Source organism: Variovorax sp. RKNM96, from assembly GCF_017161115.1.
In the GTDB taxonomy this organism is placed as follows: domain Bacteria; phylum Pseudomonadota; class Gammaproteobacteria; order Burkholderiales; family Burkholderiaceae_C; genus Variovorax.
On record NZ_CP046508.1, the window covers coordinates 2,789,853 to 2,803,359 of the forward strand.

At 65.9% G+C, this 13,507-nt stretch carries 13 protein-coding genes; 6 read left to right on the forward strand and 7 right to left on the reverse strand.

Translation table 11 applies throughout. The features are described 5' to 3' along the window. The first annotated feature begins 9 nt into the window (after nucleotides 1–9). Genes nirD through GNX71_RS12860 form a run of 3 tightly spaced genes read left to right on the forward strand, consistent with a single transcriptional unit; the run spans nucleotide 10 to nucleotide 2,999 of the window. The gene (gene nirD, locus GNX71_RS12850; protein ID WP_206178671.1) at nucleotides 10–351 is read left to right on the forward strand and encodes a nitrite reductase small subunit NirD; all 342 of its coding nucleotides are present in this window, start codon (nucleotides 10–12) and stop codon (nucleotides 349–351) included. Nucleotides 352–403: 52 nt separating this feature from the next. Continuing rightward, nucleotides 404–1,216 (forward strand): formate/nitrite transporter family protein, encoded by an 813-nt coding sequence (locus tag GNX71_RS12855; RefSeq protein ID WP_013540903.1) that lies wholly within the window; start codon nucleotides 404–406, stop codon nucleotides 1,214–1,216. A gap of 34 nt (nucleotides 1,217–1,250) precedes the next feature. Further along, the gene (locus tag GNX71_RS12860; protein ID WP_206178672.1) at nucleotides 1,251–2,999 is read left to right on the forward strand and encodes a bifunctional protein-serine/threonine kinase/phosphatase; all 1,749 of its coding nucleotides are present in this window, start codon (nucleotides 1,251–1,253) and stop codon (nucleotides 2,997–2,999) included. Nucleotides 3,000–3,054: 55 nt separating this feature from the next. On the opposite strand, the gene GNX71_RS12865 is transcribed toward GNX71_RS12860, so the two are convergent. Together GNX71_RS12865 and GNX71_RS33500 are read right to left on the reverse strand one after the other, a co-directional pair. Next, the gene (locus GNX71_RS12865; RefSeq protein WP_206178673.1) at nucleotides 3,055–3,354 is read right to left on the reverse strand and encodes a hypothetical protein; all 300 of its coding nucleotides are present in this window, start codon (nucleotides 3,352–3,354) and stop codon (nucleotides 3,055–3,057) included. Nucleotides 3,355–4,136: 782 nt separating this feature from the next. Then, on the reverse strand, nucleotides 4,137–4,346 hold the full coding sequence (locus GNX71_RS33500) for a restriction endonuclease (protein ID WP_241027253.1): 210 nt from the start codon (nucleotides 4,344–4,346) through the stop codon (nucleotides 4,137–4,139). Between the two features lie 72 nt (nucleotides 4,347–4,418). On the opposite strand from GNX71_RS33500, the gene GNX71_RS12875 reads away from it, so the two are divergent. The 3 genes from GNX71_RS12875 to GNX71_RS12885 all read left to right on the forward strand — a co-directional run bounded on the left by GNX71_RS12875 (nucleotide 4,419) and on the right by GNX71_RS12885 (nucleotide 9,015). Next, nucleotides 4,419–6,242, forward strand: coding sequence for an AAA family ATPase (locus GNX71_RS12875; protein WP_206178674.1), 1,824 nt, complete (start codon nucleotides 4,419–4,421; stop codon nucleotides 6,240–6,242). Next, a complete protein-coding gene (locus GNX71_RS12880) occupies nucleotides 6,239–7,999 on the forward strand; it encodes an ATP-dependent helicase (protein ID WP_206178675.1) in 1,761 nt (586 codons plus the stop codon). The genes GNX71_RS12875 and GNX71_RS12880 overlap by 4 nt, the downstream gene beginning before the upstream one ends. A 362-nt stretch (nucleotides 8,000–8,361) precedes the next feature. Then, a complete protein-coding gene (locus tag GNX71_RS12885) occupies nucleotides 8,362–9,015 on the forward strand; it encodes an SMI1/KNR4 family protein (RefSeq protein ID WP_206178676.1) in 654 nt (217 codons plus the stop codon). Between the two features lie 71 nt (nucleotides 9,016–9,086). Here GNX71_RS12885 and GNX71_RS12890 read toward each other — a convergent pair whose 3' ends face one another. Genes GNX71_RS12890 through GNX71_RS12910 form a run of 5 tightly spaced genes read right to left on the reverse strand, consistent with a single transcriptional unit; the run spans nucleotide 9,087 to nucleotide 13,477 of the window. Beyond that, nucleotides 9,087–9,392 carry a gamma-butyrobetaine hydroxylase-like domain-containing protein gene (locus GNX71_RS12890; protein WP_206178677.1) on the reverse strand — a complete coding sequence of 102 codons (306 nt, stop codon included), beginning with the start codon at nucleotides 9,390–9,392 and terminating at the stop codon, nucleotides 9,087–9,089. After that, nucleotides 9,382–10,380 (reverse strand): HEAT repeat domain-containing protein, encoded by a 999-nt coding sequence (locus tag GNX71_RS12895; protein ID WP_206178678.1) that lies wholly within the window; start codon nucleotides 10,378–10,380, stop codon nucleotides 9,382–9,384. Before GNX71_RS12895 ends, GNX71_RS12890 begins: the two co-directional genes overlap by 11 nt. A gap of 11 nt (nucleotides 10,381–10,391) precedes the next feature. After that, nucleotides 10,392–11,243 carry an ABC transporter ATP-binding protein gene (locus GNX71_RS12900; RefSeq protein ID WP_206178679.1) on the reverse strand — a complete coding sequence of 284 codons (852 nt, stop codon included), beginning with the start codon at nucleotides 11,241–11,243 and terminating at the stop codon, nucleotides 10,392–10,394. Further along, complete coding sequence (locus GNX71_RS12905) at nucleotides 11,240–12,037, reverse strand: ABC transporter permease (protein ID WP_206178680.1); 798 nt, start codon at nucleotides 12,035–12,037, stop codon at nucleotides 11,240–11,242. Before GNX71_RS12905 ends, GNX71_RS12900 begins: the two co-directional genes overlap by 4 nt. A gap of 27 nt (nucleotides 12,038–12,064) precedes the next feature. Further along, nucleotides 12,065–13,477, reverse strand: coding sequence for an ABC transporter substrate-binding protein (locus tag GNX71_RS12910; protein ID WP_206178681.1), 1,413 nt, complete (start codon nucleotides 13,475–13,477; stop codon nucleotides 12,065–12,067). Between the last annotated feature and the right edge of the window lie 30 nt (nucleotides 13,478–13,507).

The window sequence follows — 13,507 nt, forward strand, 5'->3', positions numbered from 1 at the left end:
AGATTCCAGATGACCACCGACACCCTCCAATGGACCGCCGTGTGCGCGGCCAGCGACATCCTTCCTGACACCGGCGTCTGCGCGCTGGTGGAGGGCGTGCATGTCGCGATCTTCAGCGTGGGCCGCGAGCAGGCCCTGTATGCCATCGACAACGTCGATCCGAAGGCCGGTGCCAGCGTGCTGTCGCGCGGACTGGTGGGCAGCCTGGGCGACCGCATCGTCGTTGCCTCGCCGCTCTACAAGAACCACTTCGACCTGCGCAGCGGCGAATGCCTGGAGGCGCCCGAGTACTCGGTGCGCGCCCATGCGGTGCGCGTGGACGAAGGCCGCGTGTTCGTCGCGCTGGGCTGAGCCGCGCACCTTCGACGCTTCAATCTTTTCTCTGCTTTCTCAAGGAATCCCGATGGCCTATCTAGCCCCCGCCGAGTTCGTGACCAAGATGGTCGATGCCGGCGAATCCAAGCTGCTGATGTCCACGCGCGACACGCTCATCCGCTCCTACATGGCCGGCGCCATCCTGGCGCTCGCCGCGGCCTTTGCCGTGTCCATCACCGTGAACACCGGCAATGCGCTGGTGGGCGCGATGCTGTTCCCGGTCGGCTTCATCATGCTGTACCTGCTGGGCTTCGACCTGCTGACCGGCGTCTTCACGCTCGCGCCGCTCGCGGTGCTCGACAAGCGCCCCGGCGCCACCTGGGGCGGCGTCATGCGCAACTGGAGCCTGGTGTTCGTCGGCAACTTCGCGGGCGCGCTCACGGTGGCGGTGTTCATGGCGATCATCTTCACCTTCGGTTTCAGCGAGGCGCCCAACGCCATCGGCGAGAAGCTCGGCCACATCGGCGAAGGCCGCACCGTGGGCTATGCCGCGCACGGCGCCGCCGGCATGCTGACGCTGTTCATCCGCGGCGTGATGTGCAACTGGATGGTCTCCACCGGCGTGGTCGCGGCCATGATGTCCACCACCGTCTCGGGCAAGGCCATCGGCATGTGGATGCCGGTGATGGTGTTCTTCTACATGGGCTTCGAACACTCGATCGTCAACATGTTCCTGTTCCCCACCGGCCTGTTGCTGGGCGGCAAGTTCACGCTGATGGACTACCTGATCTGGAACGAGATTCCCACCGTCATCGGCAACCTCGTCGGCGGCCTGACCTTCGTGGGGCTGACGCTGTACTCGACGCACTACAAGACGGCGCCCAAGCGCAAGGCCAGCTGAGCACGGGCCACTCCGACGCACACGCATCGCTTCGATGCTGATGCCCACGCAGAAGGCGCTGCGCGTGACGCTCGGCCAGCACTCGCTGGCCAAGCCGGGCGCGGTGAACCAGGACTTCCACGGCGCAATGCTCCCCGAGGGAACGCTGCGCATGTCCAAGGGCATCGCGGTCGCGCTTGCGGATGGCATCGGCTCCAGCCGCGTGAGCCAGGTAGCGAGCGCTGCGGCCGTGCGGGGCTTTCTGGACGACTACTACGCCACCTCCGATGCGTGGTCGGTGCGCCGCGCGGCCCAGCGGGTGCTGAGCGCCACCAACTCGTGGCTGCACGCGCAGACGATGCGCAGCGACGCGCGCTTCGACAAGGACAGCGGCTACGTCTGCACCTTCAGCGCGTTGATCTTCAAGGGCCGCGACGTGCACATGCTGCACGTGGGCGATGCGCGCATCCACCGCCTGCATCCGAACGGGCTGGAGCAGCTCACCGAAGACCACCGCGTGCACCTGTCGTCGGTCGAGTCGTACCTCGGGCGCGCGCTGGGCGCGGGGCCGAACGTGGAGATCGACTACCGCTGCTGGGAGGCGGAGGTGGGCGAGGTCTACCTGCTGGCCACGGACGGCGCCTATGCCCACCTCGACGCCGCTGCGGTGCACGATGCGATCGCGCGCTGCGGCGATGACTTCGACGAAGTCGCGCGTCTGCTCATGGAGGCCGCGCGAGCCCGCGGCAGCGACGACGATTGCACGGTGCAGCTCGTGCGCGTCGACGAACTGCCGGCCGCCGACGCCGCTCCGCTCCCATTGCAGCGCGAGGGCCTCGCCATCGCGCCGCCGCTTGCGCCTCGCGCGCGCTTCGAAGGCTTCACGCTCGTGCGCGAACTGCATGTGAGTTCGCGCAGCCACGTTCACCTGGCCGTGGACGATTCGAGCGGGCAGCAGGTGGTGCTCAAGCTCCCGTCGGTCGACCTGCGCGACGACTCGGAGTACCTCGACCGCTTCGTGCTCGAGGAGTGGGTGGCGCGGCGCATCGACAACGTGCATGTGCTCAAGGCGAGCGCCATCGACCGCACGCGCGGCCACCTGTACGTCGCCATGGAATACGTCGATGGCCAGACGCTGGCGCAATGGATGGTCGACAACCCCCGGCCGTCGCTCGACAGCGTGCGCCGCATCGCCGAGCAGCTCGCGAGCGGGCTGCAGGCGCTGCACGGCAAGGAGATGCTGCACCAGGACGTGCGCCCCGAGAACGTGATGATCGACCGCACCGGCACCGTGCGGATCATCGACCTTGCGACGACCCATGTGGCGGGGCTCGCCGATGGGGCGGGCGAGGGCAGGCCGCTCGCCATCACCGGCACGCTGCAGTACACGGCGCCCGAGTACTTCACCGGACATGGCGGCAGCGCGAGGTCCGATCTGTTCTCGATGGCGGTGATCGTCTACCAGATGCTCACGGGCCAGTTGCCGTATGGGCTGCACGTGTCGCGGGTGCGGTCGCCTGCCGACGTGAACCGGCTCCGCTATGTGCCGATGCGCCATCTGCGGCCCGACCTGCCCGAGTGGGTCGATGCGGTGCTGCAGAAGGCGCTGCATCCGAATCCGTTGAAACGCCAGGAGGCCGTGTCCGAACTCGCGCACGATCTGCGGGCACCGGGCCAGGCGTTTCTTCGCCCACGCCTGCCACCGCTGATCGAGCGGCACCCCGTGCGTTTCTGGCAGGCGACCACGGCGTTGCTGGCCATCGCGTCGGCGGTACTGCTCGGGGTGTTGATCCTGGGGCGTTGAGGCTGCCGGGTTCAGTGCGTGGATCGCAGCAGCGCCCAGCCGACGGTCGAAGACCTCAGCACGGCACCGCGCTGACTTTGTCCACCGCCAGACGCAGCGACTGCATCGTGGCCTCGGTCGTCTCGATGCGGCGCTGCAACTCCTCGTTCACCAGCCGCATCAGCGCGCTCAGTTCGGTGCGGATGGGGTGGACATCTTCCGAGTCGCCCGGGTGCTGCGGAACGACGAGTTTCTCGATGCACGCATAGGCGAGCCGCACGTCGTGCAGGCTGTCGATGTCGTCGCAGGCCCGCAGCGCGAGCAATGCGGCGCTGTCGGTGTCGAAGGGTTCGGGGAACGGGGGAACGTCAGCCATGCATGGCCTCCAAGGGTTTCGGTTTGCTGAAACCGACGCACCCGAGGCCAATCGGAGGCGGCGGCTCGACGGGTTGGCCTACCGGGAAACCACTTGCGTGAAACCGGCCGGGCTTGCGCCCGCCCATCGAGCCGCCTAAACAGGAAGCAAGAGTGACGAAGCCGCAGACCCTGCGGGGGTGACTGCGGCTTGCGTCGCAGTGATTTCAATGGGAGGCCAATCCCGGTCACGCCTGTTTTGACGTGACGGGGCGCAGTATAGCTACGCGAGTGTGTTTGCCTTTGCAGCCCGCGTGACCTCCGCTACGAACGGCGATTGAGATCAAGATGAACCCGCAATCCGTTCACGCTGAGCTTGTCGAAGCGCCGCGCGAGCATCGATGATGGGCGTGCTGCGCCAAGCCAATCATCAAGACGAGCCATTTCCGCGAGACTGGCGGTGCAGATCAGAGGCAGCTTTGGGAGCTCCAAAAGCTCACGTTGGAACGTAGGTTGCGAGCGTCCGTCTTGCAGCGGTTGCTGTCAGTCGTTGCTGTGAGATCAACTGACGCTGACTGCCACAAAGCGGCCGTTCCAGGCTGGCTCGAGCAGACGGTGTCGACGCCGATGCAGAACTGCCTCATCACACCGCACTAGATCTGAACCACCTGGGGGTGATCACTCCCTATGTGGTTATGTTGGAAAGAGGTCGCGCACGCGCGCAAACGGCAGGCCGGTCTCTGCGGCACTGCGCACCTTGCTTTCAAGGACGTGGTTGAGCGGCAGCTCGCAGCTGTGCGTTTCCTAGAGGTCGAGGCCGTCCATGCAGACCACGCACTTGCCCTTGCCGAAGGCGGCAAGGCCGTCTTCGGTGAGACCGCTGTTGCTGACGAACGGGCCGCGCGTCCACGCCGCCGTTGGTTCGAGCTTGCCGTGGAACGTGTGCAGGTCGGCCACGCCGGTCGGCGCCTCCTGCCACTTGGCCTTCACCAGATAGGTTTCGCCTTGGAGCACGAAGCCATGCGCGCCTCTTTATGATGACCACCACACTATCAAACTAAGGCTTACGCCAATACGGGAGACGACATGAAGGTTGTACGGCTGACCATCTCGAATTTTCGCGGCATCAAGTCGGCTGAGCTCCTGTTCGACGGGCACACCTTGATGGTGGGCTCCAACAATGTCGGCAAGAGCACACTCTGCGAAGCACTCGACCTGGTCTTGGGACCGGACCGGCTCAACCGCTTCCCTCCGGTCGATGAGTTCGACTTCTACAACGCTGAATACTTGGCCCCTGCCGCAGAAGAAGGTGCGGAGCGGGTGCCGATTCCGCTTCGGATCGAGGCGGTCCTCATCGAACCCGGCGCCGAGATCGGAGCCAAGTGCGGCGGCAACATCGAGTTCTGGCATGTTGCCGAGCAAAGACTGCTCGGGCCGGGAGAGGCCGACGCCGCCAATCCACCCCACGCCGTCCCCTGTCTTCGGATCGAGACCATCGGCCAATACAACCCCGAGGAAGACGAGTTCGAGGCCCGCAACTACTTCTCCCATAGTCCCGACGCTCCCCCCGGGGAGCTGACCAAGGTTCCCAAGCCGATCAAGCGGCTGTTTGGCTTCCTCTACCTGCGGGCGTTGCGGACCGGCTCGCGGGCGCTGAGCCTGGAGCGTGGGTCGCTTCTCGACATCATCCTGCGGACCAAGGGCGTGCGCACCAGCCTTTGGGAGAAGACCATCGAGCGCCTGCGCGGCCTCGACATCGAAGCCGACGCGGCCGAGATCGCGCCGGTTCTGCGATCCGTGGAGAGGCGGCTGGCCCGCTACATCGCATTGGAGTCGCCCGGCAACGCCACCAAGCTGCATGTCTCGGAGCTCACGCGTGAGCATCTGCGCAAGACGATGACGTTCTTCTTGGCGCTGTCGGCGGATCAAGGACACGTCCCATTCCCCCACGCCGGCACGGGCACCATCAACACGCTGGTGCTCGCGCTGCTCTCCTTCATCGCCGACCTCAAGCCCGACACGGTCATCTTCGCCATGGAGGAGCCCGAGATCGCGGTGCCGCCGCACACCCAGCGACGCATCGCCCAATACCTGCTGACCAAGACGACGCAGGCCTTCGTGACCTCCCACTCGCCATTCGTGATCGAGAAGTTCGAGCCATCCAAGACACTGCTGCTGGCTCGCAATGCCGGCGTGGTCACGGCGCGAAAGGTCTCCGACGCCACCGGCCTCAAAGACAACGACTACAAGCGCTTCTCTCGCTCCGGCCTGTCTGAATGCATGCTGGGACGAGCAGCCATCGTCGTCGAAGGCGTTACCGAGTTGCATGCGATGCCCGTCGTCGCACGGCGTATGGAAGAGAGCGATCCCAACTTGCAGCCGCTGGACATCGCGGGTGTGGCCTTCTTCGACGCTGATGGCGAGTCGAACATGCCCAAGTTCGGAAAGTTCTTCAAGACGCTGGGGCTACGCACCTTCGCCTTCTATGACCTTGACTACAAAAAGAAGCGCAAGGCCGAGCAGGCGCAGGCTCTGGCGGACAACTTCGAAATCAATGTCGAGCACGCCTACAAGGGCTTCGAAGACCTCGTCGTGGCGGAGGTGCCCGTGGATCGGCTGTGGTCCTTCCTGTCGGGCCTAAAAGCCAATGATGAGAACGGCAACGTTGCCATACCCGACGTGCGCCCGAACGACGACGCGGTCAAGGCCATCGCCAAAGAAGCCCTCGGCGGCAACAAGGGCGCCGGCTGGTCGGCGCGCCTGTTCGAGGAGTGCGAGCTCCACGAGCTGCCGGCCACGGTGACGAAGTTTCTGGCATCAGTGTTCGCACTGTTCCCACCTCCACCCCCGATCGACGACGGCGATGAAGCACCACCCGAACCGGCTGCTGCTGCTGCTGCAGCTCCATGAACGAGCCTTGCAAGCTGCGCGAAAGCGTCATGGCTTGCGAGGGCCATGCCTTGGTCATCGGCGGCCCCGGCAGCGGCAAGACGACGCTCGCGCTGCGCAAGGCGGTCAAGCGGATTCGCGACGGCATGCTTCCGGGTCAGTCGGCCTTGTTCCTGAGCTTCTCGCGGGCGGCAGTGGCGCGCATCTTGGATGCCGCCAAGCTCGAGTCCACCAAAGCCGAACAGGAGCAGCTCTCCATCCAGACGTTCCATTCGTTCTTCTGGGACATCCTCAAAGCCCACGCCTACCTGCTTGGGGCACCGCATAGGCTCTCGATCTTGCTGCCACACGACGAGAAGGCCCTGTCGGGCGGCCTCGACGACGAAGACGATGGCTGGGACGAGTGGCTCGTCGAGCGTGAGCGGCTGTTTCGCGAAGAGGGGCGGATCGCGTTCGATCTGTTCGCGCCCAATGCGACAGCTCTGTTGGCTCGCAGCTCGCATCTTTTGGTGTCGATCGCCCATCGGCATCCCATCATCATCGTGGACGAGGCCCAGGACACCGGCCAATACGCGTGGCAGTGCATCCAGATGCTCGCGCCACACACGCAGGTGCTGTGCCTGGCAGACCTCGAGCAGCAAATCTTCGACTACCTGCCAGGCGTCGGCCCGGAGCGCGTGATCGCCATCCGGGAGGCGTTGAAGCCGCACGAGATCGACCTTGGGACGCAGAACCACCGCAGCCCGGACTCCGAAATCTTGGCGTTCGGCAATGACATCCTGACGGCCAAGCCACGCGGCGCGCCCTACAAGGGCGTATCCGCCCTTACCTACCGCCCCGAGAAGCCACCGCCGAACTGGAATCATCTGCTGCGCCGAGCCCTCGGGGAGCTCTTGAAATCGATTCGGGCTCAGAGCGACAAGAAGGTGGAGACGGTCGCGATACTGGTCACCAACAACCGCAGTGCGTTGAAGATGTCCAACGCCCTCAACGCGTTGGGGGCCAATGTCGGGAAGCCGGTTCGGCACAAGCTGCTGTTCGACGAGGCCGAAGCGCTGCTGTCAGCCCGTTTCGCGGCCTTTCTGCTGGAACCCAAGGACCTCGCCCAACTGGAGGCCGATGTCGCCACCAGTATGGAAATGATCGCCGCCGCGAGGCGCGCGACGGGACAGGGCCGGAAGGAAGTCGCCAAACTCTTGGAGCAGGCCAACAAAATCAAGGGTGGCAAGGCCCTGAACATCAACATCGCCAACGCGCTGCGCGGCCTGATTTCAGGCTTGGCAGTCAACGATTTCAGCGGCGATCCCGCCGAGGACTGGCTCACGGTCAAACATGAGCTGCGGGCGACCAATCAAGACGAACTCACGCGGGTCGCCGCGCAGTTGGACTTCTTGGTGGCGTTCCGTCGGGGACATCGCATCTCGGCTGCCCTCTCTGATGAATGGCTTCGCGACGGCGCCTACACCAATGCCCGCACCGCCCTCGACTTGGCTCTCGCACAGGAGCAAATCCTCGACGGCGTGGAGCCGCAGATGGGCTTGCAAGTCATGAATTTCCACAAGGCCAAGGGCAAGCAGTTCGACGGAGTCATCCTCGTCCGCGAAGCTCGTCGGACCGGCCCTGCCGTCGAATCATCTTTCGTTTGGCGAGGCGACAATGCCCCGTATCCCAAAAGCCGACGTGTGCTTCGAGTCGGCATCACGCGAGCAAAAGTCCACACGCTCATACTCGATCCGCTTTGGCCGCAATGCCCCCTGCTCAAGGGGCACAAGCTCTAAGGAAAACTCCTCGTCAGTCGGACTGGCGCGTGGCGTTATGACGTAGGTCGATTGGTGACGGAGTTTTGCACGAAGACCAAGGTCATTCCCTCTTGAGCCGACCGGCTGGCTACAGATTCCGACTGAGAGTTGTCGGTAGCGAGGGGAATCGCTTCGCACGAGGAAGGTCAATGACCGGTTCCGGCAGCCGCTGACATTCGCTTTAGAACGGTGAACGACCGTACCCAGTCTGAAGCAGACAGCAAGCCCCGTCACGCGAGCGTTGGCTCCTGACCGACTGCAGCCGGTCGCATCGCCGTCACCAATAGGCTAAAAACCACTCTCGATACCGTCTCGAACGGCACCATCATCAGGACACAGACATGGACTTCTCGTTGGCAAATCGGATCGCCAGGATCCGCTCTGAACTTGACCGCCTGAAGGCGGCGGACCTGAAGACCACCATCATCGACCTCGGCGACCGCGAAGTGGTCGGCTACCGGTGCAGGATCCACGGTGCAGCCGTGCATCGCTACGCGCTCGCCGCGCCCGTGAATCCCGAGGAGCTCGCTGCATTCGAGCGCCAGCTCGGCACCCGTCTGCCATTGGAATACCGCGAATGGCTGACTTTGGTGAGCGACGGCGGCGCCGGCCCCATGCTGGGCGTGTTTCCACTGGCCAAGGAGGCCGAAAACGCTGTGATCGACCACGCCGCCGATTTCCCGTTCACCGCTGAGAACCCCTGCGCAGCTGTCCCTGAGGGCGCGGACGCAGAGCGGTCGCGGAACATCGCTCGCATCTACCGCGGCATGACCTTCCTCGCGAACGAAGGGCATGGCATGTACAACCTCCTGATTCTTCGAGGCGCCGCCGCCGGGCAGGTCTGGTGGTACAGCCACGAGCAGGCCTGCGCGATGCCGATTCTTCACCCCGAGACCCGCAGGCCGTTGAGCTTTCTGGACTGGTACGAACTATGGCTGGTGCGCGCACTCGACCCGAATGGCGATCAGGTGGGAAGCTTCGGAGAGTTTGTCTGACTGTCTGCTTCCGAGAGACTGGTTCCGGCCGAACGCCGAAGGCTGGTCCTCGGCGCAAGACCACGATCTGCTCAAACCGGGATTGCCGGTCGCGCACGTTCCTCCAGCAACTCCTTCAAAAAACCCCAAGGAAAAATCCCCCGGTCGTGGCCATCGCTGAACACGAACTGCACCCCATAAGCCCCCACCGGCTGTATGTCCGCGAGCTGCACGTCACCCGCATCGCCATCGCCCCCAGCCGCACGCAGCACCTTGCAATCTGCACAAGGGCAATTGGCCCGCAGCAACTGGTACGTAGCCAGATACCGCTCCCCATTGCCCCAGCAAAACTCCAGCGCACCCCGCGCGCGGTGATCGACGATGGACTCAGGCGCCATGGGCCGCCTTGCCGATCTGCGCGATGGCCAGCCGGGCCGATTTGCGCACTTCGGGATCCGGGTCATCCGCGGCAAGTTCGAGTGCGGGTAGCGCCCCTGCATCGCCGATATCGCCCAGCGCCAGCGCGGCTTCCTTGCGCAGGTTGCTGATGCTGTGGCCCAGCGTCGCGAGCAGTTGCGTGACGCTCTCCGCGCTGCGCAGCCGCCCCAGGCTGCGGGCCGCACGCAGGCGCACCTGCCAGTAGTCGTCGTTCAGCGCCACCAGCAGCGCGGCGGTCGCGGCAGGCTGCTGCAGTTTGCCGAGCGCGGTGGCGGCTTCTTCGCGCACCTGCCAGCTCGCGTCGCGCAGCGCGGTTTCCAGCGCGATGCGCGCCTCTGCATCGCCCGCCGCAAAGGCCAGCGCGCCCACGGCTGCGCGGCGCACTTCGTCCACCGGGTCCGAGGCGGCAAGGCCGGCCAGCGCAGGCAGCGCGGGTGCATGTTTCAGATAGCCGAGCACGCCGATGGCTTCGCGGCGCAGGGCGATGGCGTCGGCGGAGCCCTGCGCGGCGCGCGGTTCCTGCAGCACCGCCAACGCAGGCCCGGCGCTGGCGGGCACGCGCAGCTCTCGCAATGCGCGCAGCACGGCGGCGCGCACCCGCGCGGGGCCGGTGTCCGCATGCGGCAGCAGCCAGGCGGCCGATGCGGGCACCTTCAGTTCGGCCAGGCTGTGGGCGGCGGCTTCGCGCACTTGCGCATCGGCGTCGTCGAGCGCCCGCGCCAGCCCTTCGACGGCGGACTGGTTCTCCATGGTTTCAAGCGCCAGCGCGGCGGCGGCGCGCACGGCCGGCGTGTCGTCGCGAAGGGCGGCGACCAGCAGCGGCGTGTGCGTCTCGTCGGACAGGTCGCCCAGGTCCATCACGGCGATGCGGCGCACTTCGGCATCGGGCGAGGCGAGGCGTTCGGCAATGGCTTGCAGTTCGGGGTCGTCGAGGAGCGAGGAAGTCATTCTTTGTTTGTCTAGATGGCGAAGCGCAGTTGCGCAGCGGTGGGGGCGGTGCCGAGCGGCGTGAGGCGTTCCAGCGGTTCGCTGGCGTCCGCATGCGGATGCAGCAACTGCAGGCAGCGCCGCTTGAGCGCGGTGAATTCGGAAGAGGTGACCAGCGACGGATCGCGCGGCCGGGGAAAGCCGAGCGCGAACTCGGCCACGATGCGGCCCGGCCGCGGCCCCATCACGAGCACCCGGTCGCCGAGGAACAGCGCCTCGTCGATGTCGTGCGTGATGAAGACGATGGTGGTGCGCACGCGCGCCCACGCGTCGAGCAGCTGGCGCTGCATCATCAGCCGCGTCTGGGCGTCGAGCGCGCCGAAGGGCTCGTCCATCAGCATCACGCGCGGATGGTTGATGAGCACCCGCGCGATCTCCACGCGCTGCTGCATGCCGCCCGAAAGCTGCGAGGGGTAGAAGGCTGCGAAGTCGTCCAGGCCCACGAGCCGCAGCATCTCGTGCGCGCGCACATGGCGCTCGCGGCGGCCGACGCCCTGCATCTTCAGGCCGAAGGCGACGTTGTCGAGCACCTTCTTCCAGGGGAAGAGCGTGTGGTGCTGGAAGACGAGGCCGCGGTCGGGATGCGGTCCGCGAACGGGCTCGCCGTCGACGTGGATCACGCCGCTCGCAGGCGTCAGGTGGCCGGCGAGTGCGCCGAGCAGCGTCGACTTGCCGCAGCCCGAAGGCCCGAGCAGGCAGACGAACTCGCCGGGCTCGACGTGGAGCGTGATGTCCTGCACCGCATCGAAGGCCTGCGCGCCCTGGCCGAGGCGCACGCGCAGGTCGTCGATGGCGATGCGGCCGGTCTGCACATCGGCCTTCATGCGCGTTTCTCCTGCACCGCGCGCCATGGCATCAGCGACTGGCCGATCCACCGCACCAGCGCGCTGCTGCCCATGCCGAGCACGCCGATGAAGAGCATGCCCACCACGATGTCGGCGTAGTTCTGGATCGTGTACGACATCCACGTGTAGTAGCCGATGCCGAACTGGCCCGAGATCATCTCGGCCGTGACGAGGCAGAACCACGCGGTGCCCATGCCGATGGCAAGACCCGTGACGACGCTCGGCAGCGCGCCCGGCAGGATCACCTCGCGGAACACCGCGAAACGGCCCGCGCCCAGGCTGCGCGCCGAGGCGACGAGGCGCGCATCCACCGCCTCCACGCCGTGCACGGTGTTGAGCAGCACGGGGAAGAGCGCGCCGATGAATGTGATGAACACCATCGAAGCTTCGGACGACGGAAACATCAGGATGGCCAGCGGAATCCACGCGACCGCGGGAATCGGCCGCAACACTTCGAGCGGCGGCAGCAGCGTGTCTTCGGCCCAGCGGGCGCGGCCGATCGCGAGGCCCAGCGCCACGCCCGTCACGGCCGCGAGCCCGAAGCCGATGAACACGCGGCGCAGGCTCGCCGAAAGGTGCTGCAGCACCAGCGGCGACTGCACCAGCGACCATGCGGACTCGGCCACCTCGCGCGGCGGCGGCACGTTCTGGAAGGTGATGAAGCCCAGGTTCGTGCGCTCGCGCGTGGCGAGGTGCCATGCAAGCACGCACAGGAGCAGCGCGGCGATGCGCCACGTGGCGCGCGGCAGCTTGTCGTTCAAGGAGCTGGCCATGGTGAGGTTCGCTGAACGGGGAGGGCGTCAGCCGGCCAGCGCGGCGCGCACGCCGGCGAAGTCCTGCACCTTGCCGCCGTTCTTCGCGGCCCAGCCCTCGGCCTGGTCCTTGAGCAGGAAGGCATCGACCTCGCCCTTGGCGCCAAGCACGAACCACGCATCGGCGGCCAGCAGCTTGTTGCCGCTGTTGCGGTCCTGCGCATAGACCACGCGCGCCTTCTTGCCCGCCTTCTCCAGCTTCTGCAGGTCGCCCAGTGCGTTCTCGGGCGAGGCGTAGTGGCGCACCAGCGGCTCGCCGGCCACCCACACCTGGGCCACGCGGCTCACGTCGGTGATGGGCTTGCCGGTCGCTGCATCCTTCGCCGCCAGCGGGGCGCGGGCATAGTTCTTCAGTTGCTTGTCGTAGTCCAGGCCGGCTTCCTTGAAGGCGGTGCGGATGTAGCCGTCCTGCACGAAGGCGTTGGCGTCGATGTCGTTGTCGGTGCGCTTCAAGAGGCGCAGCGTGTCGAGCGATGTCTTCACCGCCTGGCGGTACTCGGGCTTCCAGCTCAGGTCGCGCGTCTGCAGGCCGAGCGGGCCGTGGAACAGGTAGTTGACCTCGGCCTCGATGCCCGTGACCTTGGCGATCAGCTCGCTGTATTTCTCGGGTTCGGCGGCCACGAGGCGGTCGGCTTCCAGCGCGGCGCGCAGGTAGGCGGTGACGACCTCGGGGTACTTCTTCGCATACTCCTCGTCGACCAGGCTGCCGTGGAAGGTGGGGGCGTTGGCCTGCGAGCCGTCGTAGATCTTGCGGGCGAAGCCGCGGTACGGAAAGAGTTCGGCGAAGGGCACGAAGTCCGCATGCGCCTCGACCTTGCCGGCCTGCAGCGCGGGGCCGGCCACTTCAGGGGCCTGCGTGGTGATATTCACGTCCTTCAGCGGATCCCAGCCCTGCGCCTGGATCGCGCGCAGCAGCATGCCGTGCGAGGTCGAGGCGAAGGGCACCGAGATGGTCTTGCCCTTGAGTTCGGCGAGCGACTGCACCTTCGAATCCTTCGGCACGACGATGCCGTTGCCACTGCCCGTTGTGCTGCCGGAAAGCACGGTGATGAAGATGCTCTTGCGCCCCGCCTTCTGGAAGGCCGCGCCGTTGAAGCCGCCCGGAAAGTCGGCCATCGAGCCCAAGTCCAGCTTGCCCGCGACCATCTCGTTGGTCAGTGGCGCGCCGGAGGTGAAGTTCTTCCACTCGATCTGGTATTGCGCGTCCTTGTACTTGCCGGTGCGCGGCAGGTATTTCTCGAGCAGCTTCAGCTCGCGAATCAGGAGGCCGCCGGTGGCGCAGTTGATGGTGGTGTCCTGCGTGCCGATGGCGATGCGGATGGTCTCGGCCTGCGCTGCGGGCAGCGTCAGCAGCAGGCCGAGGGTCGCGCTCCACAGCGCCAGGGTTCTCTGGGTTTTCATCGTGATGCTCCGGGTTGAAATGCGGGGAGG

Excerpts from the sequence above, each read along its gene's own strand:
- GNX71_RS12875 (WP_206178674.1), top strand. The coding sequence starts at position 4,419 with ATGAAGGTTGTACGGCTGACCATCTCGAATTTTCGCGGCATCAAGTCG.
- nirD (WP_206178671.1), top strand. The coding sequence starts at position 10 with ATGACCACCGACACCCTCCAATGGACCGCCGTGTGCGCGGCCAGCGAC.
- GNX71_RS12900 (WP_206178679.1), bottom strand. The coding sequence starts at position 11,243 with ATGAAGGCCGATGTGCAGACCGGCCGCATCGCCATCGACGACCTGCGC.
- GNX71_RS12885 (WP_206178676.1), top strand. The coding sequence starts at position 8,362 with ATGGACTTCTCGTTGGCAAATCGGATCGCCAGGATCCGCTCTGAACTT.
- GNX71_RS12855 (WP_013540903.1), top strand. The coding sequence starts at position 404 with ATGGCCTATCTAGCCCCCGCCGAGTTCGTGACCAAGATGGTCGATGCC.
- GNX71_RS12860 (WP_206178672.1), top strand. The coding sequence starts at position 1,251 with ATGCTGATGCCCACGCAGAAGGCGCTGCGCGTGACGCTCGGCCAGCAC.
- GNX71_RS12880 (WP_206178675.1), top strand. The coding sequence starts at position 6,239 with ATGAACGAGCCTTGCAAGCTGCGCGAAAGCGTCATGGCTTGCGAGGGC.
- GNX71_RS12910 (WP_206178681.1), bottom strand. The coding sequence starts at position 13,477 with ATGAAAACCCAGAGAACCCTGGCGCTGTGGAGCGCGACCCTCGGCCTG.
- GNX71_RS12890 (WP_206178677.1), bottom strand. The coding sequence starts at position 9,392 with ATGGCGCCTGAGTCCATCGTCGATCACCGCGCGCGGGGTGCGCTGGAG.
- GNX71_RS12865 (WP_206178673.1), bottom strand. The coding sequence starts at position 3,354 with ATGGCTGACGTTCCCCCGTTCCCCGAACCCTTCGACACCGACAGCGCC.
- GNX71_RS12905 (WP_206178680.1), bottom strand. The coding sequence starts at position 12,037 with ATGGCCAGCTCCTTGAACGACAAGCTGCCGCGCGCCACGTGGCGCATC.
- GNX71_RS12895 (WP_206178678.1), bottom strand. The coding sequence starts at position 10,380 with ATGACTTCCTCGCTCCTCGACGACCCCGAACTGCAAGCCATTGCCGAA.